Origin of the sequence: Brevundimonas nasdae (genome assembly GCF_016654005.1) — a bacterium.
GTDB classification, from domain to species: Bacteria; Pseudomonadota; Alphaproteobacteria; order Caulobacterales; family Caulobacteraceae; genus Brevundimonas; species Brevundimonas nasdae.
The window spans coordinates 154,377-178,418 of sequence record NZ_JAEPWN010000002.1 but is presented as its reverse complement, the minus strand read 5'-3'; the positions used below and the strand labels follow the sequence as shown (position 1 = coordinate 178,418).

The 24,042-nt window shown below is 65.7% G+C and carries 22 protein-coding genes; 9 read left to right on the top strand and 13 right to left on the bottom strand.

All coding sequences use genetic code 11. The features are described 5' to 3' along the window. Positions 1-19 precede the first annotated feature (19 nt). Positions 20-1,435 carry a glutamate--tRNA ligase gene (gene gltX / locus JKF87_RS04115; RefSeq protein WP_201097565.1) on the bottom strand — a complete coding sequence of 472 codons (1,416 nt, stop codon included), beginning with the start codon at positions 1,433-1,435 and terminating at the stop codon, positions 20-22. On the opposite strand from gltX, the gene JKF87_RS04110 reads away from it, so the two are divergent. Beyond that, complete coding sequence (locus JKF87_RS04110; protein WP_307417401.1) at positions 1,407-3,620, top strand: ComEC/Rec2 family competence protein; 2,214 nt, start codon at positions 1,407-1,409, stop codon at positions 3,618-3,620. The genes gltX and JKF87_RS04110 overlap by 29 nt on opposite strands. On the opposite strand, the gene lexA is transcribed toward JKF87_RS04110, so the two are convergent. The 4 genes from lexA to JKF87_RS04090 form a co-directional block, all read right to left on the bottom strand. Next, positions 3,601-4,302: a transcriptional repressor LexA gene (lexA, locus tag JKF87_RS04105; RefSeq protein ID WP_201097560.1), complete on the bottom strand. Its 702-nt coding sequence runs from the start codon at positions 4,300-4,302 to the stop codon at positions 3,601-3,603. The two genes, JKF87_RS04110 and lexA, sit on opposite strands and share 20 nt — an antisense overlap. Before the next feature lie 123 nt (positions 4,303-4,425). Next, a complete protein-coding gene (gene trpC / locus JKF87_RS04100; protein WP_201097558.1) occupies positions 4,426-5,220 on the bottom strand; it encodes an indole-3-glycerol phosphate synthase TrpC in 795 nt (264 codons plus the stop codon). Beyond that, positions 5,217-6,254, bottom strand: a complete 1,038-nt coding sequence (gene trpD / locus JKF87_RS04095) for an anthranilate phosphoribosyltransferase (protein ID WP_201097556.1) — start codon at positions 6,252-6,254, stop codon at positions 5,217-5,219. The genes trpC and trpD overlap by 4 nt, the downstream gene beginning before the upstream one ends. A 2-nt stretch (positions 6,255-6,256) precedes the next feature. Beyond that, positions 6,257-6,847 (bottom strand): anthranilate synthase component II, encoded by a 591-nt coding sequence (locus JKF87_RS04090; RefSeq protein WP_201097554.1) that lies wholly within the window; start codon positions 6,845-6,847, stop codon positions 6,257-6,259. 88 nt (positions 6,848-6,935) lie between these two features. Between JKF87_RS04090 and JKF87_RS04085 the strand changes: the two genes are divergently transcribed. Continuing rightward, the gene (locus JKF87_RS04085; RefSeq protein WP_307417395.1) at positions 6,936-7,139 is read left to right on the top strand and encodes a peptidoglycan-binding protein; all 204 of its coding nucleotides are present in this window, start codon (positions 6,936-6,938) and stop codon (positions 7,137-7,139) included. On the opposite strand, the gene trpE is transcribed toward JKF87_RS04085, so the two are convergent. Further along, positions 7,136-8,653 (bottom strand): anthranilate synthase component I, encoded by a 1,518-nt coding sequence (gene trpE, locus JKF87_RS04080; protein WP_201097552.1) that lies wholly within the window; start codon positions 8,651-8,653, stop codon positions 7,136-7,138. The genes JKF87_RS04085 and trpE overlap by 4 nt on opposite strands. Further along, a complete protein-coding gene (locus tag JKF87_RS04075) occupies positions 8,650-10,560 on the bottom strand; it encodes a peptidylprolyl isomerase (protein ID WP_201097550.1) in 1,911 nt (636 codons plus the stop codon). Before JKF87_RS04075 ends, trpE begins: the two co-directional genes overlap by 4 nt. A 139-nt stretch (positions 10,561-10,699) precedes the next feature. Here JKF87_RS04075 and tpiA point away from each other — a divergent pair, with 139 nt between their 5' ends. From tpiA to JKF87_RS18485, 4 genes are all read left to right on the top strand, one after another. Continuing rightward, positions 10,700-11,449 (top strand): triose-phosphate isomerase, encoded by a 750-nt coding sequence (gene tpiA / locus JKF87_RS04070; RefSeq protein WP_201097548.1) that lies wholly within the window; start codon positions 10,700-10,702, stop codon positions 11,447-11,449. Positions 11,450-11,525: 76 nt separating this feature from the next. After that, complete coding sequence (gene secG / locus JKF87_RS04065) at positions 11,526-11,954, top strand: preprotein translocase subunit SecG (protein ID WP_370874286.1); 429 nt, start codon at positions 11,526-11,528, stop codon at positions 11,952-11,954. A 123-nt stretch (positions 11,955-12,077) separates the two neighbouring features. Next, a complete protein-coding gene (locus JKF87_RS04060) occupies positions 12,078-13,730 on the top strand; it encodes a CTP synthase (RefSeq protein ID WP_201097544.1) in 1,653 nt (550 codons plus the stop codon). 100 nt (positions 13,731-13,830) lie between these two features. Continuing rightward, positions 13,831-13,959, top strand: coding sequence for a hypothetical protein (locus tag JKF87_RS18485; protein WP_257903738.1), 129 nt, complete (start codon positions 13,831-13,833; stop codon positions 13,957-13,959). Positions 13,960-13,985: 26 nt separating this feature from the next. On the opposite strand, the gene JKF87_RS04055 is transcribed toward JKF87_RS18485, so the two are convergent. Both JKF87_RS04055 and JKF87_RS04050 read right to left on the bottom strand, forming a co-directional pair. Beyond that, positions 13,986-14,540, bottom strand: coding sequence for a GNAT family N-acetyltransferase (locus JKF87_RS04055; protein ID WP_201098183.1), 555 nt, complete (start codon positions 14,538-14,540; stop codon positions 13,986-13,988). Positions 14,541-14,545: 5 nt separating this feature from the next. After that, positions 14,546-16,714, bottom strand: coding sequence for a S9 family peptidase (locus JKF87_RS04050; protein ID WP_201097542.1), 2,169 nt, complete (start codon positions 16,712-16,714; stop codon positions 14,546-14,548). Between the two features lie 89 nt (positions 16,715-16,803). On the opposite strand from JKF87_RS04050, the gene JKF87_RS04045 reads away from it, so the two are divergent. Further along, complete coding sequence (locus tag JKF87_RS04045) at positions 16,804-17,634, top strand: trypsin-like serine peptidase (protein ID WP_201097540.1); 831 nt, start codon at positions 16,804-16,806, stop codon at positions 17,632-17,634. Between the two features lie 24 nt (positions 17,635-17,658). On the opposite strand, the gene JKF87_RS04040 is transcribed toward JKF87_RS04045, so the two are convergent. After that, complete coding sequence (locus JKF87_RS04040) at positions 17,659-19,443, bottom strand: acyl-CoA dehydrogenase (protein ID WP_201097538.1); 1,785 nt, start codon at positions 19,441-19,443, stop codon at positions 17,659-17,661. 119 nt (positions 19,444-19,562) lie between these two features. On the opposite strand from JKF87_RS04040, the gene JKF87_RS04035 reads away from it, so the two are divergent. After that, the gene (locus JKF87_RS04035) at positions 19,563-20,114 is read left to right on the top strand and encodes a cytochrome b (RefSeq protein WP_201097536.1); all 552 of its coding nucleotides are present in this window, start codon (positions 19,563-19,565) and stop codon (positions 20,112-20,114) included. Next, positions 20,111-21,028 (top strand): L-threonylcarbamoyladenylate synthase, encoded by a 918-nt coding sequence (locus JKF87_RS04030; RefSeq protein ID WP_201097534.1) that lies wholly within the window; start codon positions 20,111-20,113, stop codon positions 21,026-21,028. The genes JKF87_RS04035 and JKF87_RS04030 overlap by 4 nt, the downstream gene beginning before the upstream one ends. Here the strand turns inward: JKF87_RS04030 and JKF87_RS04025 are convergent. From JKF87_RS04025 to yaaA, 3 genes are read right to left on the bottom strand one after another with little or no spacing between them, the layout of a single operon-like run. Next, positions 21,025-22,092: a patatin-like phospholipase family protein gene (locus JKF87_RS04025; protein ID WP_201097532.1), complete on the bottom strand. Its 1,068-nt coding sequence runs from the start codon at positions 22,090-22,092 to the stop codon at positions 21,025-21,027. The two genes, JKF87_RS04030 and JKF87_RS04025, sit on opposite strands and share 4 nt — an antisense overlap. A 21-nt stretch (positions 22,093-22,113) precedes the next feature. After that, positions 22,114-22,971, bottom strand: a complete 858-nt coding sequence (locus JKF87_RS04020; protein ID WP_236261109.1) for a 3-hydroxybutyrate dehydrogenase — start codon at positions 22,969-22,971, stop codon at positions 22,114-22,116. Between the two features lie 54 nt (positions 22,972-23,025). After that, positions 23,026-23,796, bottom strand: a complete 771-nt coding sequence (gene yaaA, locus JKF87_RS04015) for a peroxide stress protein YaaA (RefSeq protein ID WP_201097530.1) — start codon at positions 23,794-23,796, stop codon at positions 23,026-23,028. Between the last annotated feature and the right edge of the window lie 246 nt (positions 23,797-24,042).

The window sequence follows — 24,042 nt, the reverse complement described above, 5'->3', positions numbered from 1 at the left end:
GCGCTTTGGTTTGTGGGTGTCACTTAGTCTGTTGCAGCGCATCATCCAAGCGCCCGAGACTTTCGTCGCGGCCAAGAGCGGATAAAGTTCTTGCGATATCAGGCGAAGTTGCCCCTGCGGTAAGAGCCGCGCGCATGGGCGGCCCGATCTTTCCGAAGCCGACATTTTCGGATTCGGCGAAGCTTTTGAGTTCGGCTTCCAGTGCGAAAACATCCCACGACTGGAACAGCGCCAGACGGTCGCGCAGGCGGCCCAGACGCTCCAGCGTCTCGCCCGCCAACATGCCGCGCGCCTTGTCGTCCAGCGCCAGAGGGCGGGCCTTGAGAACGAATTCCGTCTGCTCGGCCAATTCCAGCGTCGTTTTGGCGCGGTCCTTCACCAATGGCATGGCGCGTTGCAGCTTGGCTTCGTCGTCCTCGGCGATTTCACGCCCGCGCTGAAGGTGGGCGTCCAGAGCCAGCTTGGCCAGTCGTTCGTCATCGGCCAGGCGCAGCCAGTGCGCGTTGACATGGGCCAGCTTGTCGAAGTCCAGGCGGGCCGGCGCCTTGCCGATGCCGTCGAAACCGAACCATTCGACAGCCTGGGCGTCGCTGAACAGCTCGTCGTCGCCGTGCGCCCAGCCCAGGCGCGCCAGATAGTTGCGCATGGCCTCAGGCAGGTAGCCCATCTCGGCGTATTCGTGCACCGCCTGAGCGCCGTGACGCTTGGACAGCTTGGCGCCGTCCGGGCCGTGAATCAGCGGGATATGGGCGAAGCTGGGCCGGGTCCAGCCCAGCGCATCATAGATCAGGCTCTGACGGGCGGCGTTGTTCAGGTGGTCATCGCCGCGAATGACGTGGGTCACGCCCATGTCGTGGTCATCGACGACAACAGCCAGATTATAGGTCGGCGCACCATCGGAGCGCAGCAGAACCAGATCGTCGAGGTCGTTCGTCGACCAGCTGACTGCGCCCTGGACTTCGTCATTCACGGTGACCGTCGCGGCCTGCGGCCTGCGGAAACGCACGACGTGGGGCAGGGCCAGATCGTCGACGGTCGGTTCGCGGTCGCGCCAAGGCGATTCGAAGGTCCGTTTCTCGGCCTTGGCTTCGTCACGCAGTCGTCCGGTTTCTTCAGCGGAGGTGAAGTCCCGATAGGCGTGGCCGGTTTCCAGCAAGGCGTTGACCACCTCGCGATGCCGATCAGCGCGCCTGAACTGGAACACCGGTTCTTCGTCGGCGAACAGCTCCAGCCAGCTCAGCCCGTCGAAGATCGCCTTCACCGCTTCGTCGGTGGACCGTTCACGGTCCGTATCCTCGATACGGATCAGGAAACGTCCAGCGTGTCTCTTGGCGTACAACCAGTTGAATAATGCTGTTCTCGCACCGCCAATATGGAGATAGCCTGTCGGCGAGGGGGCGAAGCGGGTGACAACTGTCGAGGAAGGTGAGGTCATTGGGGGAGGGTCCGTAAGCGACGCCCTTATACGCCCCGATGCAGCAAAGCCTACCCCCGCCGCGCGATTGCGCGTTTGGTTGCGCTACCAAATCGAGGCTCAGGCCCTCCGCTGGCGGCTATGGGGCCCGGTCGCCTTTGGGTGCGGCAGTGGGATCTATTTTTCGCTCCGAGCCGAACCGGCGCTTTTGATCTTGATCCTGCTCAGCGGGGCAGCGGTTGGGACATGGTTTGCAGCGCGGCGACGCGGATGGTCGCGTCGGTTCACCTGGCCCCTGATGATTCTGGCCTGCCTGTGCGGCGGCGTCACGGCGGCCAAGCTGCGCACGGACATGGTCACAGCGCCTATTGCGCCTGCCTTGAGCCGACCGACCTCTATCGAGGCCTGGGTGGTCGATGTCGACAGTCCGGGGCAGCGCGGCGCCCGCGTCGTGATCGCGCCGGTCTGGATACGCGGCGTGGCGCCGCAGGACACGCCTGTGCGTCTTCGCGCCACGGTGCGCGGCGAACCGCCCCGGCCTGGAGAGGCGATCCGCCTGTTCGCCATCCTCAATCCGCCGCCGGCGCCCGCCAGTCCCGGCGCCTATGATTTTGGACGAAACGCCTTCTTTCAGGGCATGGGCGGAGTGGCGTTCGGCCTTGGCGAGACGCGTCACATCGACCTGCCGCCTCCGTCCTGGCGGCTGCGGCTGGAGATGGCGGTGAATGGCGCGCGCTATGGCCTGTCCGAAAGGATCGTCGCGCGTCTGGGGCAAAGAACGGGCGGGATCGCCGCCGCCATGACCACCAGCCATGAAACCTGGATCAGCCAGGACGACATCAACATCATGCGGGATTCGGGGCTCGCGCACATCCTGTCCGTCTCCGGACTGCACATGGCCATTGTGGGCGGTTTCGTCTTCTTTGCGGTGCGGCTGCTGGTGGCGGCCGTACCCTGGCTGGCGCTGCGGACGCCGGGCAAGAAGATCGCCGCCGTCGCCGGTTTGATCGCGGTGGGCGCCTATTTGGTCGTGTCAGGCGCGCCGGCGCCGGCCGAGCGCGCCGCCGTCACCGCCTCCATCGCCTTTCTGGCCATCCTGCTGAACCGACAGGCGGTGACGATGCATGGGTTGGCGGTCGCCGCCTTCATTGTCCTGCTGGTGCAGCCGGAAGCGGTCGTCACACCCGGCTTTCAGATGTCGTTTGCGGCGACGGCGGCCCTGGTCGCTCTGGTCGAGGCGTGGCCCAAAAGGACGCGGGAGATATCGGTGCCCTGGCCCATCGCGGCGGTTCAGCGGTTCGGCGGTTGGCTGTTCGCGGCGGTCGCGGCCAGCCTAGTGGCGGGGATGGCGACGGGACCGTTCGCCATGCAGCATTTCAACCGCACGGCTGTGTACGGGCTGTTGGCCAATCTGGGCACGTCGCCGGTCGCCGATTTCATCCTGATGCCTGCGCTTGCGTTGGGGGCGGCGCTGGAACCGCTCGGCTTGGGCGGTCCGTTTCTGGCGGTGGCCGGATGGGGCGTCGACATCATGCTGGCGATCGGGAGTTGGACCGCAGGACTTCCCGGCGCGGTGCAGACGATCCCCAGTGCGCCGGATTATGTCCTGCCCATCGCCTTTCTGGGCATAGTCTTCGTCTGCCTGTGGCGCGGGCGGCTCAGATGGCTGGGACTGCCGTTCGCGGCGGCGGTGATGATCTGGCCGCGTGCGCCGGTCCCCGATCTGTGGATCGGGGATGGAGGAACCAATGCCGCCATCCACCGTGGCGTTGAGGCTATCATCGTCAGACCTGGCGTGCGGGAGTTCGCCGCCGACCTGTGGTCGCGTCGGCGGGGGCTGGAGATGGTCGGACGGGATATCGAGGGGTGGTCCTGTGATCGTTTCTCCTGCCGCCCGAACACTCCGGATGCCGGACCCGTCGCCCTGTGGTGGGGCAAGCGCGCACCCAACGTCGAACAAATGGAGGGTCTGTGTCAGTCAGCCGAGGTGATCAGCATCCGGGCTGCGGTGTCAGATCTGCCTTCGTCCTGTCAGGGACGGTTGATTCTGGATGGCGTTGACTTCGCGCGCGGCGGCGCTGTTGAGCTGTGGCGTACGAAAAATGAAAACGGCCCGCGCTGGCGGGCCGTCTGGACGTCGGATGTGAGAGGTGAACGGCCCTGGTCGCGTCAACCTGATCCCGATGTCAGTGATAACGCCGCATGAGGCCGACCAGCTTGCCCTGAACCTCGACCTGATCCGGGCCGAAGATGCGGGTCTCATAGTTGCGGTTGGCCGGTTCCAACGCGATGGAGGCGCCCTTGCGGCGCAGGCGTTTCAGCGTGGCTTCCTCGCCCTCGACCAGGGCCACGACGATCTCGCCGTTGTTGGCGGTGTCGCCGCGACGGATCACGACCAGATCGCCATTCAGGATGCCCGCTTCGATCATCGAGTCGCCCTCGATCTCCAGCAGATAGTGATCACCCTTGCCCAGCATGGATTCCGGCACCGGCAGGCGTTCCTGTTCGTGTTGGATGGCCGCGATGGGTGTGCCAGCGGCGATCTTGCCCAGCAGCGGCAGTTCGCGGGTGTCGTTGGCGACGGCGGCAACGACGGGGCGAGGCGTATTGGCGCCGCCCTCGATGACATCGGGCTTGAACCCCGCACGTCCACGCGGCGCGCCGGCGGTGGCCTGTTCAGGCAGTTTGGTGACCTCCAGCGCGCGGGCGCGGTGGGCCAGGCGGCGAATGAACCCACGTTCCTCCAGCGCCGTGATCAGTCGGTGAATGCCCGATTTGGACGCCAGATCCAGCGCCTCCTTCATCTCGTCGAACGAAGGAGAGACGCCCGTCTCCTGAATCCGTTCGTGGATGAACATCAGCAGTTCGTGCTGCTTACGCGTGAGCATCGCCAGGCCCTCATGCGCCCCTTCCTCGAATCGGAACGGGCCGTGAACATTGACGATGTTCTGTAAGTGTTCCGTCCTAATGTCAACTTAACGGCGCCGTTAGCGCTGCGTGACAAACAGCGATCAGGCGGCCAGCAGTTGCCTTGTCGCCGTCTCGACATCCGCCTGCCGCATCAGGCTTTCCCCGACCAGGATGGCCTGGGCGTGGGCGGCGGAGACGCGGGCCACGTCATCCGGCGTGAAGATGCCGCTCTCGGCGACCAGCAGGGCGCGGACGGGGCTGAGCATGGACAGGCGCTCCGTCGTCTCCAGATCGACCTCAAAGGTCCGCAGCGAGCGGTTGTTGACCCCGACCAGATCCCCGCCCAGCGCGCAGGCGCGGGCCATTTCCGCCTCGTCGTGGGTCTCGATCAGGGCGTCCATGCCGAAGCGTTCCGCCTCTGACAGCAACTCCGCCGCCAGGGTGTCGTCAATCATCGCCAGAATGATCAGAATACAGTCCGCGCCCAGCGCCCGGCTTTCCGCCACCTGCCACGGATCGACCAGGAAGTCCTTGCGCAGGCAGGGCAGGGACGTAGCGTCGCGGGCCAGCCCCAGATAGGCGTCGTCGCCCTGGAAACTGGGACCGTCGGTCAGCACTGACAGACAGGCGGCGCCGCCCGCTTCGTAGGCGCGGGCCAATACGGGCGGATCGAAGTCAGGGCGAATCAGGCCCTTGGACGGGCTGGCTTTTTTGATTTCAGCGATCAGGGCGGGACGTCCCGTCTCCTCACCCACACGCTCCAACGCTGCCCGGAAGCCGCGAGGCGCAGAGGCGGTCGCCGCCAGGGCCTCAATCGCGGTCTGCGATGTCACAGTTTTACGCGCAGCGACATCCTCGCGCTTATAGGCGGCGATGCGGTCCAGAACGTCGGTCATGCGGTTTCTTCGGTGTCCAGCGGCGTGGAGGTGATCTGGGCCAGTCGCTGCAGAGCTTCGGCGGCGCGGCCTTCGTCAATGGAGGCCGCGGCTATGGCGGCGCCCTCGGCCAGGGTTTCGGCGCGATCGGATACGACCAGGGCGGCGGCGGCGTTCAGCAGGACGATGTCGCGATAGGCTCCGGTCGCGCCCGCCAGCAGGGCGCGCAGAGCAGCGGCGTTTTCTTCGCCGTCCCCGCCACGGATGGCCTCAATCGAAGCGCGGGGCAGGCCTGCGTCTTCGGGCGTGACCTGGAAGCGGCGGACGACGCCGTTCTTCCATTCCGCCACCTCGGTGGAGCCGGAAGTCGCCAACTCGTCCAGACCTTGGCCATGAACGGTCCAGGCGCGCGTGGCGCCCAGTCGACCCAATACCTCGGCCAGCGGCTCCAACAGGCGCGGGTCATAGACGCCCATGACCTGGCGTTTTGCAGATGCTGGGTTCGAAAGCGGGCCGAGCAGATTGAAAACGGTGCGAAAACCAATCTCGGCGCGCACAGGTCCGACATGGCGCGTCGCACCGTGGTAGGCGGGGGCGAACAGGAAGCAGATGCCTGCCTCATCCAGCGCCTTACGCTGTCGGGCCTGTGGCGCCATCAGGTTGACGCCCAGAACTGAAAGCACGTCCGATGAGCCGGACTTTGATGAAATCGCCCGGTTTCCGTGTTTGGCGACCTTCAAGCCCGCGCCCGCCAGCACCAGGGCCGCTGCGGTCGAGATGTTGAAGGTGTGCTGGCCGTCGCCGCCTGTGCCGCAGGTGTCGATGACCTCATAGGGGTGATCGAGCGTCAGGGACGCTTCACGCATCGCCAGGGCGAAGGCGGCGATTTCATCCACCGTCTCACCGCGCATCCGCAGGGCTGTGAGAGCGGCGGCGACCTGAGCGGGGGTCGGTTCGCCGCGCAGGCAGGCGGCGAAGAAGTCGTGCGCCTGTTCTGACGTCAGCGGCTGCCCATCGACCAGCTGCGCCAGCAGCGGCTTGAAACCGTCCGCCATGATCAGGCGGCCGCGAGGCGCTTGACGCCGGCGATCTCAAGGAAGTTGGCCAGCATGTCGTGGCCGTGTTCGGTGGCGATGGATTCCGGGTGGAATTGGACGCCGTGGATCGGGCGGGTGCGGTGCTGCAGGCCCATGATCTCTCCATCCGCCGTCCAGGCCGTGACTTCCAGATCGTCCGGCAGGGTCTCGCGCTTGACGGCCAACGAGTGATATCGCGTCGCCGTGAACGGCGAAGGCAGACCCGCAAAGACGCTTTTCCCCTCGTGCAGGATCGGCGAGGTCTTGCCGTGCATCAGGGTCTTGGCGCGGATCACGTCTCCGCCGAACGCCTGACCGATGGCCTGATGGCCCAGGCAGACGCCCAGAATAGGCATGGATGCAGGCGCCGTCTGGATCAGCGACAGGCAGATGCCGGCCTGATCAGGTGCGCAGGGACCGGGCGACAGCAGCACGGCGGCGGGGTTCAGCGCCCACGCCTCATCCACCGTCAAGTCGTCATTGCGCACCACATGCGTCGGCGCGCCCAACTCCGCGAGGTAGTGGACGAGATTGTAGGTGAAGCTGTCGTAGTTATCGACGACGAGGATCATGACTTGGCTTCTAGGCGTGACAGGCCGTCTCGCCAAGCATGCGTCGCGTTAAAGCGCATCTTAACCGATGGCGGCGTCTGATGGGGGCGTGAAACTGACTGCTGAAAAAGACATCGCCGACAAGATCGCGGCCGCCAGGGACCGGCTGGTCGTGGACGAGCCGAAGCCCAGCGCGCTGGCGGCGCTGAGCGCAGCCGCATTCGCCGCAACGGCTGCGGTCGTGATGGCGGGGGTCGTCGTCCTAGGGCCTGGCGTCCAGATCGATAACCCGAACGCCAGCTACACCCGTTAGCGATTGCCGGTGCGGAAGCGCCAGGCGTCGTCAGCCGCCCGCATGGGCGCACGCGCCTTGTGCTGGGTTTCGGCGTATTCGGCGGCGGGATCGCTGTCCGCCACGACGCCCGCGCCCGCCTGCACAAAGATTCGGTTGTCCGCGAATAGGGCGGTGCGCAGGGTGATGCAGATATCCGCTTCACCGCCGGCCGAGATATAGCCCACGCCGCCGCCGTATCCGACGCCGCGTTTTTCGCTTTCCAGTTCGTCGATGACTTCCATCGCTCGGACCTTGGGCGCGCCGGACAGGGTGCCGGCGGGCAGGGCGGCCAGAAGCGTGTCGACCGCATCCAGTTTTGGATCGGCCTTGCCGCGCACGTTGGAGACGATGTGCATGACCTGGCTGTAGCGTTCGACGACGAAGCTTTCCGTGACCTCGACAGTGCCCGGGGCTGCGACGCGGCCCACATCATTGCGGCCCAGGTCCAGCAGCATCAGATGCTCGGACAGTTCCTTCGGATCGGCCAGAAGTTCGGCTTCCAGCGCCTTATCCGCCTCTGGCGTGGCGCCGCGGGCGCGGGTTCCGGCCAGCGGGCGGATAGTGACTTCGCCATCCTTCAAGCGAACCAGAATCTCCGGGCTGGACCCGGCCAGCTGGAAGCCTTCGAAGTTCAGATAGAACAGATAGGGCGAGGGGTTCTGGCGTCGCAGGGACCGATAGAAGGCGAACGGATCATCCGACCAGGGCGCCGAGAAACGGTGGCTCAGCACGACCTGGAAGATGTCGCCTGCACTGATGTAGTCCTTGGCGCGCGCCACCATCTCGGCGAAACCTTCGCCATCGACGGGTGATTGGAACACTGTGGCCGGTGCAGGCTGCGGCGCCGCGCGGACGGGCAGAGGCTCACGCAGGGCGTTCTCGAAGGCGTCCAGGCGCAACAGGGCTGAATCGAACGCCGATTGCGCCGACACGCCGGCGTCAGGATAGGCGGCCGAGACTAACACGATCTCATGGCGAACCGAATCGAAGATCGCCACCAGAGACGGGCGCGTCAGCACCGCGTCGGGCAGGTCCAGCGGATCGGCATTGGGTGCGCCCAGAGGCTCCAGCAGACGCACCATGTCATAGCCGAACACGCCGAACAGACCGGCGGCCATCGGGGGCAGGTCGGCGGGCAGGTCGAACTTGGACGCAGCGATCAGGGCGCGAAGCGATTTCAGCGTGGGTTCGGCTTCGGCGATGAACCTGCCATTGGCGATGTCGCCGCCGCGCGCCAGCTCGGCCTGATCGCCACGGCAGCGCCAGACGACATCCGGGTCCAGCGTCAGGATCGAATAACGACCCTTCACCGCCCCGCCTTCGACCGACTCGAGCAGACAGGCGTAAGGGCGGTCGCGCCCCAGCTTCAGATAGGCTGAAACCGGGGTTTCCAGGTCGTCGATGATCCGTCGAACCACCACCTGCGGCCGACCGATCGATAGACCGGCGGCGAAGGTTTCGAAATCGGAGCGGTCTGCGTCTTCTGCGGTCATTGCGCCGGGGCTGCGGGAGCGGAGCCCGTGGCGGACAGGCCCAGGGCCGTGCGCGCCAGCGCGGGGTCGTTCTTGGCCTTGGAGCGTTGAGCGCCAGCGGAGAAGGAGGCCTGAACCATGGCCTGGATCAGTTCCTGCGTCATGCGCGGGCGCGCTTGTTCGGCCAGCGGACCAGCGACAGCCGGATCAGCGGCGTGGATGTTGTCCACGCGACCGACGACATAGGCGTTTTCAGAGGCGGGCTGAGCGAAGACCTGACCCTTGGACTGACCAAACAGGCCTTGGACAATGCCCTGACCCAGCGACTGAACCGTGGCCTGATCGCGCACGACGTTGGTGCGCGTGATCAGCGGCGCGTTGACCGAACGGGCGACGGCGGCGACGTCCTGACCAGCGCGAATCTGGCCTGCCAGTTCATCGGCCTTGGCCGACAGGCGGCGCATGACTTCACGACGGGTCCATTCGACGGCCAGAGGCTCGCGAACCTCAGCCAGGGTCGGCAGGGCCGATGGGCGGATGTCGTTCAGGCGCACGGCGAAATACTGGCCCTGACCGGCGTCGATCACATCGCTTTCGCCGCCCTTGGCCAGGGTCCAGGCGGTCTGGAAGATTTGCGGCGGCGCGTTCAGGCCCTGGCCGTTAGGCAGTTTGCCGTCCTGGGTGAAGGGCGGCAGGTCAACGATGCGGGCACCGGCTTCACGTGCAGCGTCCGCCAGACCCTTGCCGGCCTGGTGGGCGGCTTCGTACTTCTCGACCTTGGCGTAGGTCTGGGTCTTGGCGTCTTCAGCACGCAGTTCTGCGATGATCTCCTGACGGGCGCTTTCAAGCGTTGCGGCTTGACCGGCCTTGATGCTGGTCACCTTGGCGACAGCGAAACCGACGCCAGCCTGGATCGGTGTGGACACCTGATCCGCTTGCAGACCGAACACAGCCGCCGCAACAGCCTGGTCGCCCAGGGCGCTGCGCGGTTGATCGGTGAAGGTGGCGGGCGTGACGTTGTTTTCGCGTCCAGCGTCGACGGGCGACTTACCGGAGCGCAGGGCGGCGGCGATCTTGTCTGCCGTCTCACGGTTCGGCGCGGTCAGAGTGACGAAGGTGCGGGTCTCGGGCTGGCCCAGGCTGTCCTTCTTGAAGTTGAAGCGCTCGACGATGCGCGCTTCCGGGATCGGCGCGTTGGCGGCGGGATCCGGCGAGAACAGCACGACCGAAACCGTGCGGAACTCCGGCGCGCGAAGGCGGGCGGCGTTTTCCTGAATGAAGGCGTTCAGTTGCGCGTCGGTGGGCGCAGCGACCTGACCCGCCATGGCCTGGGTGACTTCGAACCAGCGGCCGTCGCGGCGTTCGAACGCCTGCCCCGCCAGAAGCGCGCCATAGATGCGCGGCACGCGGGCGCCGGCATAGACGGCGGCGCCGAAGTGTTCGGTCGCGTACTGGTCGCGAAGATCCTGCTCCAGCATGGCCGGGGTCAGGTTCTGTTGGGCCAGTGCGGCCTGGTAGGCCTGCTGATCGAACTGGCCGGTGACTGAGTTGAAGAAGGCGGGGATCTGGCGGATCTGCTTGATGATCAGCTCCTTGCCGGGACGCAGACCGGCCTTCCAGGCCCAGTTCAGGAAGCCCAGCTGCTCGGTCTGGCTGTCCAGGAAGCGGACGTGGATGTTTTCCGCCACCAGGTCGGCGTTCGTCAGCGGACGACCGGCCTGCTCCTGCACGCGTTCACGCACGCGGTCGAAGGCTGTGCGGAACTCGACTTCGCTCATCGAGCGATCGCCCGCGCTGATGACGTGCTTGGGCCCAAGGTTGTCGAAGACATCCATGCGCGCGCCGACGATCACGAAACTGACCGCAATCAGGACGAGCAGGCCGGCGGCCCATTTGGATCGGGAAAAGGCGCGGAAGGCGGTGATCATTCGAAAACCCGGGACTGGCCGACAGTGGCGTCACTTCGGCGTATAGTCGGGCGACACGCGCCCCCGCAAGGACGGCATGATGTTCAGATTGCGGCGACGGGTCTTGGCTTACCTGTTTTGGGCGCCTAGACAGGGCCGCATGAAACAATCCGTGAAGTTGATCGCTGGCAATTGGAAGATGCACGGCCTGACGGCCTCTCTGGCCGAAGCCCAGGCGTTGCAGGACGCAATCAAGGCCCAATCCGCCAACTGCCGCGTGGCCCTATGCCCGCCCGCCACCCTACTGGATCGGATGCGGAGCACGCTGGACGGCGGCAAGGTCGAACTGGGCGGGCAGGACTGTCACGACAAGCCGCAGGGCGCATTCACCGGCTCGGTGTCGGCGGAAATGCTGACCGATGCGGGCGCTACGCTGGTGATTCTGGGGCATTCGGAACGTCGTGCTGGTTTTGGCGAGACGGACGCAGATGTGGCGGCCAAGGTCGAGGCGGCCATAGCCGCCGGGCTGGAGCCGATTGTCTGCGTCGGCGAAACGCTGGAGCAGCGCGAAGCGGGCGATGCGGTCGCCGTGGTGTCGGCCCAGGTCGCCGGTTCGTTGCCGGATAGTCTGGCAGAACGTGATTTCGCCGTCGCCTATGAGCCGGTGTGGGCCATCGGCACCGGCCTGACCCCGACGCTGGAGCAGATCGCCGAGGTGCACGCGGCGATTCGGTCTGCAATCGTCGCCCGGTTGGGGCAGGGCGCGGCGAAGACGCCTATTCTCTATGGCGGCTCGGTCAAACCCGACAATGCAGCCGACATTCTGGCCACGGCCGAGGTCGGCGGCGCGTTGGTTGGCGGCGCTTCCCTGAAGGCGGACGATTTTCTCAAGATCATCAGGGCCGCATGATGTTTGCCCCGCGCGGGCTTCAATGATAGAGCCCGCCGCTTGATCGGCGCACATCCGCGCCCACATGAATGACGCCATGCTCCAGACCATCCTGCTCGTCGCCATCATCATCGTCGCCATCTCCCTGACGGGCGTTGTGCTGCTGCAGCGCTCCGAAGGCGGCGCGCTCGGCATGGGCGGAGGCCCGTCGGGCTTCATGACGGCGCGCGGTGCCGGCAATCTGCTGACGGTCGTGACCTGGTGGCTGGCGGGCATCCTTTTCGCCCTGACCATCGCCCTGACCGTTGTCGGCAACATGGATCGCGCATCTGTCTCCATCATCGACGCCAACGCCGTTGGCTCGCTGGCGACGCAGCCGCAGACTCAGCAGCAGCAACCGGCTCAGCCCCAGCCTGCCGCCCCGGCACGCCCGACCGCGCCTTCGCTGGACGATCTGGAAGCCAGCCTGCCTTCGGCTGCCGCCCACACGCCTGCTCCGGCGCCTGCGTCGCCTCCCGCCCAGTAAGCCGGACGGCCACAATCGACTTCCCGAAAGCGCGCCGCAGGGCGCGCTTTCTTCTTTTGATCAACAGTTCGATTTGCTCCGGGCCGTACGCCGGGAGCGAATCATGGAGTAAGGTGTCCCCCCATGGCTCGCTATGTGTTCATCACCGGCGGCGTGGTTTCCTCGCTAGGAAAAGGCCTCGCCTCCGCCGCTCTCGGCGCTCTTCTGCAGGCTCGCGGCTATAAGGTCCGCCTGCGCAAGCTCGACCCCTATCTGAATGTCGATCCGGGCACCATGAGCCCGTATCAGCACGGCGAGGTCTTCGTGACCGATGACGGCGCCGAGACGGACCTGGATCTGGGCCACTACGAGCGGTTCACCGGCGTGTCGGCGGCCAAGTCCGACAACATCACGACTGGCCGCATCTATTCGACGATTCTGGAGAAGGAGCGTCGCGGCGACTATCTGGGCGCGACGGTGCAGGTGATCCCGCACGTCACCGATCAGATCAAATCCTTCTGCCTGACGCCTGCTGTGACCGACGCGGGCGAAGACGTGGACTTCGTGCTGGTCGAAATCGGCGGCACTGTCGGCGACATCGAAGGCCTGCCGTTCTTCGAAGCCATCCGCCAGCTGGGCCAGGACCTGCCGCGCGGCCAGTCGTGCTTCGTCCACCTGACCCTGTTGCCCTTCATCAAGACCGCTGGCGAGATGAAGACCAAGCCGACGCAGCACTCGGTCAAGGAGCTCCGCTCGATCGGCATTCAGCCCGACATCCTGCTGTGCCGCTGCGAACAGCCGATCCCGGCTGAGGAAAAACGCAAGATCGGCCAGTTCTGCAACGTGCGGGAAAGCGGCGTCATCCAGGCGATGGATTCGGCCGACATCTACGCCGTGCCGCTGGATTATCACCGCGAAGGCCTGGACCGCGAAGTTCTGGCCCATTTCGGCATCACCGATGCGCCCGAGCCCGACCTGACCCTGTGGCAGGAAATCGCGCGCCGCCGCCTGCATCCTGACGGCGAAGTCACCATCGCCGTGGTCGGCAAGTACACCGTCCTGAAAGACGCCTATAAGTCGCTGATCGAGGCGCTGCATCACGGCGGCGTAGCCAACAACGTCAAGGTCAATATTGATTGGGTCGAGGCCGACACCTTCGAAGGCGATCCGGAGGCCTGCGAAGAGCGTCTGCAGGGCGCGCACGCGGTTCTGGTGCCAGGCGGCTTTGGCGAGCGCGGCTCGGAAGGCAAGATCGAGGCGGCCCGTTTCGCCCGTGAGCGCAACATCCCTTATTTCGGCATCTGCTTCGGCATGCAGATGGCGGTGATCGAGGCGGCGCGGAACCTTGCGGGCTATCCCAAGGCGTCCTCGACCGAATTCGGTCCGACCGAAGAGCCGGTCGTCGGCCTGATGACCGAATGGACGCAAGGCAATCAGCGCGTTCTGCGTCAGCAGGGCGGTGATCTGGGCGGCACCATGCGTCTGGGCGCCTATGAGTCCACGCTGAAGGCTGGATCGAAGATCGCGGAGATCTACGGCTCGACCGACATCAGCGAGCGGCACCGTCATCGCTACGAAGTGAACATCAACTATCGCGAAGCGATCGAGCAGAAGGCGGGCCTGGTCTTTGCCGGTCTGTCTCCCGACGGCGTGCTGCCCGAGACGGTCGAGCGCCCAGACCATCCGTGGTTCATCGGCGTTCAGTATCACCCCGAACTGAAGAGCCGCCCGTTCGCACCGCACCCGCTGTTCGCCAGCTTCATCGGCGCTGCTGTGGTCCAAAGCCGCCTAGTTTGATATAACCCTGTTCACAAGGCCGCGATTTAGCTTAACGTCGGCCTTGCGATATCAAGGTTAGGGCGGACTGGCCTGTTCAGCCCGCCAACTGGGGCGGTCGATGATTGGCGAACTGCTTTACCATCTGCACCGGCATATCCGGCTGGTGCTGCTCGTCTGCGGCGTTGGCGCGCTGACGACGGCGGCCGTCGTCGCCTATGCGACGGCCAAGCATTTCGCGATCCTGTAGCCGAGACGGCTGACAACAGGTCCGCCTTAAACCGACTTTTTGTCCACCAGTGGCAAGCCCGGCGCGTCGGGCGCTGTCTCGGCGCCCGAGTTCAGAGGCAGTTGCATGAAGATGACGTCGCGCCAGTCATCGTGCTTCCAGCCCGCGGCCTTGAAGACGCCTGCGTCGGAGAAGCCCCGGGTGCGGTGCAGGGCGATGGAGCCTGTGTTCTCCGCATCCCCGATCACCGCCACCATCTGACGCAGGCCCATCGCCTCGCATCGCACGATCAACGCGTCGAGCAGCGCCCCGGCGACGCCGCGCCCCCGAGCCTGTGGCGCGACGTAGATCGAATCCTCGACCATGTAGCGATAGGCCTGACGGGTGCGAAACGGCCCCGCATAGGCATAACCGACCACCGCGCCGTCGATCTCCACCACGAGGCGAGGCAGGCCCAACGCCTCGACAGCCGCAAAGCGCGACCGCATTTCCGCCTCGTCTGGGGGCTCCAGCTCGAAAGTGCCGCGACCGTTGGCGACACTCTCGGCGTAGATGGCGGTTATGACGGGGAAGTCGTCGGACCGAACGTCGCGCAGCAACAGTTCGCTCACGCCTTCTCCCAGCCCTTGTCGATGGCCCAGATGGCGAAGGCGTAGTCGTGGGCGACCTCCTTCAAGTAGTCGAATCGGCCCGCCGCGCCGCCATGCCCGGCCTCCATGTTGATCTTCAGCAGCACCGGCTTGCCGGAGGTGGTGGCGGGACGCAGCTTGGCGACCCATTTTTCCGGCTCCCAATAGGTGACGCGCGGGTCCGACAGGCCGCCGGTCGCCAGCACCGCCGGATAGGCCTTGGCCTCGACCTGATCATAGGGGCTGTAGCTGTACATATAGTCGTAGGCGGCGGCGTCCTCGATGGGATTGCCCCACTCGGGCCATTCCGGCGGCGTCAGGGGCAACGAGGTGTCGCTCATGGTGTTGATCACGTCGACGAAGGGCACCTGGCCGATCACGCCCGCCCACAGGTCGGGCCGCATGTTGTTGACCGCGCCCATCAGCATCCCGCCGGCCGATCCGCCCTGGGCGACGATGTTTCCAGCGGCGGCGTAGTTGCGGTCGATCAGGTGTTCTGCAGCGGCGATGAAGTCGGTGAAGGTGTTCTTCTTGGTCATGCGCCGGGCGCCCAGGAACCAGCCCCAGCCCTTGTCCGAACCGCCGCGGATATGGGCGATGGCGTAGATCCAGCCCCGGTTCACCAGCGACAGTCGGTTGGCCGAGAAACTGGCGGGCATGGGAATGCCGTACGAGCCATAGCCGTAAAGCAGCAGGGGCGCCGAGCCGTCGACCGGGGTGTCCTTGCGCCGCAGCAGCGTCACCGGCACCAGCTGCCCGTCGGATGCGGGGGCGTTCAGCCGCTCGACGACATAGTCGGCGATGTTGTGGCCCGAAGGGATTTCCTGCGTCTTGCGCAGCGTCCGCTCACGCGTCGCCATGTCGTAGTCGAACGTCTGGGTCGGCGTCGACGGCGAGTTGTAGGCGTAGCGGGTCTTGACCGTGTTGAACTCCGACGCACCCGCCAGCGACAGGGCGAAGGCGGGTTCATCCACGGCGATCTCGTGCTCAGCGCCGGCGCGGTCGCGGATGATGATGCGTGTGTTGGCGTCCGCGCGCTCCTGACGGGCCAGGTGGTCCCTGGTCAGGTCCAGGCCTTCGATGAAGCGGCCGGGCGTATGGGCGACCAGATCCTTCCAGTTCGCCTTGGCGGGCGATGCGGTCGGGGCCTCGATGATCTTGAAGTCCACGGCGTCGTCCGCATTGGTGCGGATCACCCAACGGTCTGCCCAGTGATCGACATCGTAACGGGTCGCCACCACGCGCGGCTCCAGCACGACAGGTTCAGCCGTCGGGGTGGCGCCGGGAATATAGCGCGCCTCTGAGGTTTCCTGGTTCTGGATGCTGATGACGATGAACTGGTCGTCGGAGGTGCGGCCTACGCCGATGAACATGCCGTCGTCGGCCTCCTCATAGACCAGGGTGGTTTCACCGCCGCGCACTGGGCGACGGAAGATCTTGTCCGGGCGTCCGTTGTCGTCGCGGTTGGTCCAGAAGATCCACTGGCTGTCCGGCGAGAAGGTGAAGTCGCCGGTGGCGCTTTCGATAACGGCGGGCAGGACTTCGCCCGAGGCGATGTCCTTGACGTAGATCTTGTGAACCTCGGAGCCTTGCGCGTCCTCGGCATAGGCGAACAGGGCGTGGTCGGGGCTGTGGGAAGCCGCCGAGATTTCCGAATAGGCCTTGCCCTCGGCCAGGACGTTGGCGTCAAGCAGAATGGTCTCTGCGCCGCCGTCACGCGGCTTGCGGCAATAGAGGGGGTGCTGGTCGCCGGTGTTGTAGCGGACGTAGTATTCCCACGGGCCGTCGGGGGCGGGAACGGAGGAATCGTCTTCCTTGATGCGTCCGCGCATCTCCGCGAACATCGTCTCTTGCAGCGGGACGGTGGAGGCCATCATGGCTTCGCGATAGGCGTTCTCGGCGGTCAGGTGCTCCTTGACCTCGGCCTTGATCAGGGTCGGATCACGCAGGACAGCCTGCCAGTTGTCGTCCTTCATCCATTGATAGTCGTCGGTCCGGGTGCGGCCCAATTGTTCGATGACGACAGGGATTTTCTTGGCGACAGGAGGTTGGGGCATCGAGGGTCCGGTAGGCTGGCGGGCGAGGGCGGGCGTGGCGACTGCGGCGGCGGTCATCGCCGTAGATAGGATCATTTCGCGTCGATTCATGTCGTTGCCCCCTGGTTCGAGTGACGGACCTTGTGCGGCGCCGGGGGGCGGCGTCAAATGAAGAAAAGCCAGAAAAGCCGGTTCGATTGATGTTCGCCGATCAGATTTCAGCCCCTGCACCCGTCGAGACGGCTTTTGCAGAGGCGAGGGCGGCCGACCCGCGGCGCGACGCTGCAGCGGCGGTCATCAACGCCACGGTCCAGATCGACCAGCCGTCGGGCGAGGGCCTGCGAACTGTTGCGACAGCCTTTCTGGTCAATGCACCACGCCCGAACGGTGCGCCGCGAACCGTGCTGGTCACCGCGCGTCATGTGCTTGAGCAGATGCCGGAGCGGTCCGCGAGGGTCGGGTGGCGGGTCCAACAGTCGGATGGGGGATGGCGTTTCAGCCCTCAGCCGCTGGAGATTCGAGATGCAGCGCTGAACCCGCTCTGGAGCACGCCGCCCGATCGCGACATTGCGGTGATGGAGGTCACGGCGCCGGAGGCCTTTGCACGGGCCGCGATTCCCCTGGCCTGGCTGGCGGAAGCCGAGGAGTTTGAGACTGCGGGCGCAGCAGCGGGGGACGAGTTGTTCACGTTGGGCTTTCCGGGCGGCCTGTCATCAAATCGCGCGGGCTTTCCGATCCTGCGGGTCGGACGGATCGCCTCGTGGCCGTTGACGCCGATCAGGGTGTTTCCGACCTTCCTTTTGGACTTCCGCGTGTTTCCCGGCGATTCCGGCGGCCCGGTGTTCAGGCCCGGCGGCGGCGCAGCGGGGCAGCCGCCCGTCATCGCCGGCGTGGTCATCAAGGAGGTCGTGGCCCCAGGTCCGGTGGGCCAGCCCCAGGGGCAAGGGCAGGGCATCGGGCTGGGCGTCATCGCCCATACCGCCTATGTTCGGGAAGCCATCGCGCTGTTGGATGCGCCGGGTCGGCCTTGACCCGGCGCTCCGTGCGATCCCCGATCAGCCGGCAAGCACGTCAGCGCTGATCCGGCGCAGCAGGTCGCCGCCCTGGCCGACGGCGGCCAGACGGCTCGACACATGGCCCAGCACATTGGCGGCATAGACTTCGTACAGGTCCAGCTTGCCCTGCAGCCAGACCGGATCGCCGTCGTTGGCGTCCAGCTTCGCCTTGGCCGCCAGCGCGCCCTTGGCCAGCATCCAGCCGCCGACCACGTCGCCCAGCAGTTTCAGATAGGCGTCGGCGGCGGCCAGCACGTCGGCGGCGGCGTCCGGGTTGGTCTTCTGGTCCAGCAGCCACAGGGTGGCGTCCTCAACCGCTTCGATGGCCGTGTCGAAACGCTCGACCGGCTTGCCCGAATAGAGGCGCGACAGGTCCGCGAGCGTGGCCTTCATGTCAGCGATCAGGACCTTGGCCGACTCGCCGCCGTCCATCGACAGCTTGCGCCCGACAAGATCCATGGCCTGGATGCCGTTGGTGCCTTCGTAGATCGGGGCGATGCGGGCGTCGCGGTAGTATTGGGCCGCGCCGGTTTCCTCGATGAAGCCCATGCCGCCGTGAACCTGAACGCCCAGCGAGGCGACCTCGCAGCCGACATCGGTTGACCAGGCCTTGGCGATGGGGGTGAACAGGTCTTCGCGGGCCTTCCACTTCTTGCGGTCGGCCTCGCTCACGGCGTGGCGGGCCAGATCGGCGGCGACGCCGGTGGACAGGCAGATGGCGCGGGCGGCGGCGGTCTTGGCCTTCATCACCGCCAGCATGCGGCGCACATCGGGATGGTCGATGATCGGGGCGTTGGCTTCGCCGGTCCAGACGGAGCGGCCCTGACGGCGCTCCAGCGCATAGGCCAGAGCGTGCTGATAGGCCCGTTCGGCGATGCCGACGCCTTCGACGCCGACGGCCAGACGCGCGGCGTTCATCATGACGAACATATGGGCCAGGCCCTGGTTAGGCTGACCGACCAGTTCGGCGCGGGCGCCTTCATAGCTCATGACGCAGGTGGGCGAGGCGTGGATGCCCAGCTTGTGTTCGACCCCGACCGGGCGGAAGGCGTTGCGGTCGCCCAGGCTGCCGTCATCCTTGACCGCGAACTTGGGCGTCAGAAACAGGCTGATGCCCTTTGGTCCCTTGGGCGCGTCCGGCAGGCGGGCCAGCACCAGATGGACGATGTTGTCAGTGGCGTCGTGGTCGCCCCAGGTGATGAAGATCTTCTGGCCGTTCAGCGCGTATGTGCCGTCGCCGTTCGGGGTGGCGGTGGCGGTCAGCGCGCCCAGGTCGGAACCGGCGCCCGGCTCGGTCAGCACCATGGCCCCGGTCCATTCGCCGCTGATCAACTTGGTCAGATATTTCGATTTCTGGTCTTCGGTTCCGACCTGCTCCAGCGCCTCAATGGCGGCCAGGGACAGCATGGGGCACAGGCCGAACGCCATGTTTGCGGCGTGGACGGTTTCATAGGACGCCAGCTCCAGCGCCTTGGGCAGAGCTTGACCGCCATGCTCGGTCGAGGCCGACAGACTGGTCCAGCCGCCTTGCGCGAACTGGCGATAGGCGTCGACGAAGCCGGGCGCGGCGGTGACGGCGCCATTGGCGTAGAGCGAGCCCTTCTGGTCGCCGATACGGTTCAGCGGCGCCAGCACGCCTTCTGAGAACTGACCCGCAGCTTCCAGCACGGCGCCCGCGACATCGACGTCATAATCCGGGAAGGCGCCGGTGGCCGCCAGATCAGGCATTCCGGCGATGGCTTCCAGCGTGAAGGCCAGGTCACGGACGGGGGCGCGATAGCTCATGGGTTTCCTCGGTATTCTTTACGGCCTAAGTGCCCCGTCTCCATCGTTCGCCGCAAGCGGCTTGGCGCGTGGACCTTAGTCGAGGCACAGTGACGCCATGCCGTCACGGAAGGGAAGTCATGGCCGAACCGCGAAACCGCTATTCGATCGTGTCGCTGATCATGCACTGGACGATTGCGGCGGCCGTGCTAGCGCAAGTCCTGCTGGTGACGGCGCATGAGGCGACCGAGGGGCCGATTTCGCGTGAGTTCATCAGCCTGCACAAGTCGGTCGGCCTGACCATTCTGGTGCTGACCCTGGCGAGAATCGGCTGGCGTCTGGCCAATCCGGCCATCGCCCTGCCAGGCGATATGTCGCGATGGGAGAAGGCTCTGGCGCGCGCCGTTCACGTGCTTTTCTACGCGGCGCTGATCGTCATTCCCCTGACGGGCTGGATGGCGTCGTCGGCGGCGGGGCGGGAGATTCTGTGGTTCGGTCTGTTCGATTGGCCGCTGCTGCCGATTTCCGGCGGTCGTGATGCGGCGCGTGGCTTCATGACCGCGCATGGTCTGGTGGTGAAGGGGCTGTATGTCCTGATCGCCCTGCATGTGCTGGGGGCGCTGAAGCATCAGTTCGTGGACCGCGATAATGTGCTTCACCGCATGATCCCCCTGATCCCGCGCCGACCATGAGCGATACTGTCGAACAGGCCGCGACCTGCCTGCGCCGCGGCGAGCTGATTCTGCTGGCGACCGAGACCGTCTATGGTCTGGGCGCCGACGCCGGCAATCCCGATGCGGTAGCGGCCATATTCGAAGCCAAGGGAAGGCCGCGTTTCAATCCGCTGATCTCCCACGTTTCCGATGCGGCGGCGGCCGAGGAGATCGGCGTTTTCGGACCACAGGCCCGGGCCTTGGCCGAAGCCTTCTGGCCGGGGCCGCTGACCTTGGTGACCCCTGTGCGGGACGCCGAGCGCGTGTGCGATCTGGCGCGGGCCGGACTGGACAGCGTAGCGATCCGCGTGCCCGGCCATGCAAAGGCCAGGGCGGTTCTGGCCGCGTTCGGCGGGCCGGTCGTGGCGCCTTCCGCCAATCGTTCGGGCCGCCCCAGCCCCACGACCTTCACCGATGCCGTCGAGGAGACGGGATTCGCCGTCGGTGCGGCGATCGACGGCGGTCCCTGCATCGTCGGCCTGGAAAGCACGGTGGTCTCGGTGCTGGGCGGGCAGGTGTCGCTGCTGCGTCCCGGATCGGTGACACGGGCAGAGATTGAGGCAGTGGTCGGGCCGCTGGCCGACAGCGGCGAGGGGCATCGGTCGCCCGGTCGGCTGACGCTGCATTATGCGCCGGATGCTCCGGTGCGGATCGAGGCGGATCAGGCACGCGATGGCGAGATCCTGCTGGGGTTCGGCGCGGGCGTCGGCGATGCGCGCTGGAGCCTGAGCCCGACCGGCGATCTGCGTGAGGCGGCCGCCAACTTGTTCCGACTGCTGCGTGAGGCAGACCGGACTCATCCGGCAGGCATCGCCGTGTCGCCCATTCCAGCCGAGGGGTTGGGCGAGGCCATCAACGACCGTCTCACGCGCGCTGCGGGCCATGTGGGCTAGGCGAAGCGGGCCTGAAGATCGACGCTGGCGCGCAGGCCCACAGTTGGGCGACAGGTGTTGAGCCAGTCATCGGCGGCCGCACGTCCTCGCGCCTTCAGGTCGTTGAGGAAGGTCCATTCGGTGTTGAACTTGGTCCGCAGCGCAAGATCGCTGAGCCAGCCGTCCGCTTCGATGGCGTGAAGGCGAACGGTGCGGAAGGCGCCGGGTTTCAGACTTCCCTCGGCCGCCAGCTCCTCCGCCATCGCCAGGGCGCGCAGTTCGGCGACCAGCGGGGCGTTGAAGACGATTTCATTCAGCCGGTCGACGATATCGCCCGACGACTTGGGCGTTTCATCCCGCAGCATCGGGTTCAGGGTGACCAGCAGCACGTCGTCGGGCGTGTCCTCACCCGTCAGGGGCCATAGCGGGGGATTGGTCAGATAGCCGCCGTCCCAGTAGGGCTCTCCGTCGATCTCCACCGCCTGGAACAGATGCGGCAGACAGGCGCTGGCCATCAGCACATCGGCCGAGATTTCCGACGAGGTGAACAGGCGCGTCTTGGCCTGGCGCACGGCGGTGGCGGCGACGAACAGTCTGATGTCAGACCCGCGCACGGCCTCGAAATCCACCGATGCCTTCAGAACCCGGTTCATAGGATTGTGGTTCAGTGGATTGAATTCATAGGGAGACATGGTCATGGCCAAGGTCTCGCCCGCGCGCCAGAAGGGGTTGTCCGTCAGCCATTCGGGCGGGCGGGCCGCGTTCCAGATGGCGCTGTCGCCAAAGACGTTGCGGCCCCCGGACTGATTGACCTCGCGCCACAGCTTGTCCAAGGCGGCGCGACCGCCTTCCGAACCGCCCGTCGTCAGGCCGGACACCAAGGCGGCGCCGTTCATGGCCCCCGCCGAGACCCCGGAAACGGCCTTTATATCAAGTGTGTCGTCCTCAAGCAGTCGATCCAGAACGCCCCACTGGAAGGCGCCGTGCGCGCCGCCGCCCTGAAGCGCCAGACTGATCGACCGTTTGGCTGATGAAGGGGCAACAAGCTCGGCCGGTCCAGCGGCCTTGCGTTTGAAAATCGCCATGCCGCTGTCCGTTTCAGATGATTATTGCGCGGTCCAGCCGCCGTCGATGGAGAAGCTGGCCCCGTTGGCCGAGGCCCCCAGGTCCGAAACCAGATAGAGGAAGATGCCCGCCAACTGGTCCGTGGTGACGAACTGTTTGGTTGGTTGGGCTGCCAGGATCACGTCAGTCAGCACCTGCTCTTTGGTCAGGCCGCGCGTGCGGGCCTGATCGGCGATCTGCTTCTCCACGATCGGCGTTTCGACGAAGCCGGGGCAGATGGCGTTGCAGGTGATGTTGTCGCGCGCGACTTCCAGGGCGACCGTCTTGGTGAAGCCGATCACGCCGTGCTTGGCCGCGACATAGGCCGACTTGAACGGGCTGGCGACCAGACCGTGGGCCGAGGCCATGTTGATGATCCGGCCGCGGCCTTGCGCCTTCATGATCGGAATCGCCGCGCGCGTGGCGTAGAAGGCCGAGGACAGGTTGATGGCGATGATCTGCTCCCACTTGTCGGTGGGGAATTTCTCGACAGCCTCGACGTGCTGGATGCCGGCGTTATTGACCAGGATGTCCAGGCGGCCCAGCTCGTGCTTGGCGAAGGCGACCATGTCGGCGATCTCCTCGCCGCGCGTCATGTCCGCGCCGTGATAGCGGATGCGTGCGCCGGACGAGGCCTCAAGCTCGGCGCGGGTGCGTTCGATCTCGGCCGGGTCGCCCAGGCCATTCAGCACCACGTCGCCGCCCCGCGCCGCAACCGCTCGCGCCAGCGCTAGACCGATGCCCGAGGTCGAGCCGGAAATCACGGCCACCTGGCCCTTGAGATCACCGATGTCGCGAAACTCAGGGGTTTCGCCGTGCGCAGCTGCGCCGCCGTTCGATGATTTGGACCGCTGGAACATGGGCTCGCCTTCTGGTTCTTGTGGAGTGAGATTAGCGGCAGTCACCCCTCGCGATCAAGAATTTCCCGATCTGGTGAATATCCACTCGCTTTCGGTTGATGCGGCCTTGTTGAAACGATAGCCGTCGCGGTCGAAAGCCTTGAGGTCCTCGGTCCGTTCCACACGTTCGTCGATGGCGTAGCGCGCCATGGCGCCGCGCGCCTTCTTGGCGAAGAAGGAGATGATGCGGCTCTCGCCGTTCTTTTCCTCGCGGAACTGGGGCGTCACGACTGGCAGCTTCAGCGCCTTGGCGTCGACGGCGCCGAAATATTCCTGGCTGGCCAGGTTCACCAGGGTCGGATCGGCCTGACCCTCAGCGTCTGCATTCAACTGTTTGGAGATACGGTCGCCCCAGAAGTCATAAAGGCTGGCGCCGCGCTTGGTCTCAAGGCGGGTGCCCATTTCAAGGCGATAGGGCTGGATGCGGTCCAGCGGACGCAGCAGGCCGTAGAAGCCGGACAGGATGCGCAGGTGGTCCTGGGCGAAGTTCAGGGCCGCTTCATCCAGTTCACGCGCCTTCAGCCCCTCATAGACGTCTCCGGCGAAGGCGAAGGCGGCCTGGACACCGTCCAGCGATTCGGGGTCGAAGGCCTTGAAACGTTCGACGTTCAACTGGGCCAGATCGTCGGAAATCTTCATCAGGCGGCGCAGATCCGCCTTGGTCTGGCGCTTGGCGGTCTTGGAAAGGGCAGTGGTGTCGTCCAGCATCCGACGCTCGGACGCCGGCAGGGTCGACACGGGCTCGGTGAAGTCGAGCCGCTTTGCGGGAGAAAGTACGATCAGCAAAACCAGGCTCCTTGTCGAAGGCGCCGACATAGGCCGCTTCGGTGACGATTTGAACCGGGCTTGAGGTCTCACTACGCGCACGGCTCGTCGCTCCGACCGTTTTTGACGGAGGGAGTGAGGCCCGAGTGGAGGGCAAGGCGAGGCGCCGGGCCTTCGCCCGGAATTTGGTTTGGTGGTTACCGTTTCGACGAAGGTTGGACGCCCTGCGCGTATGGTTGGATCCTCGCCACAAGGGCGAGGATGACG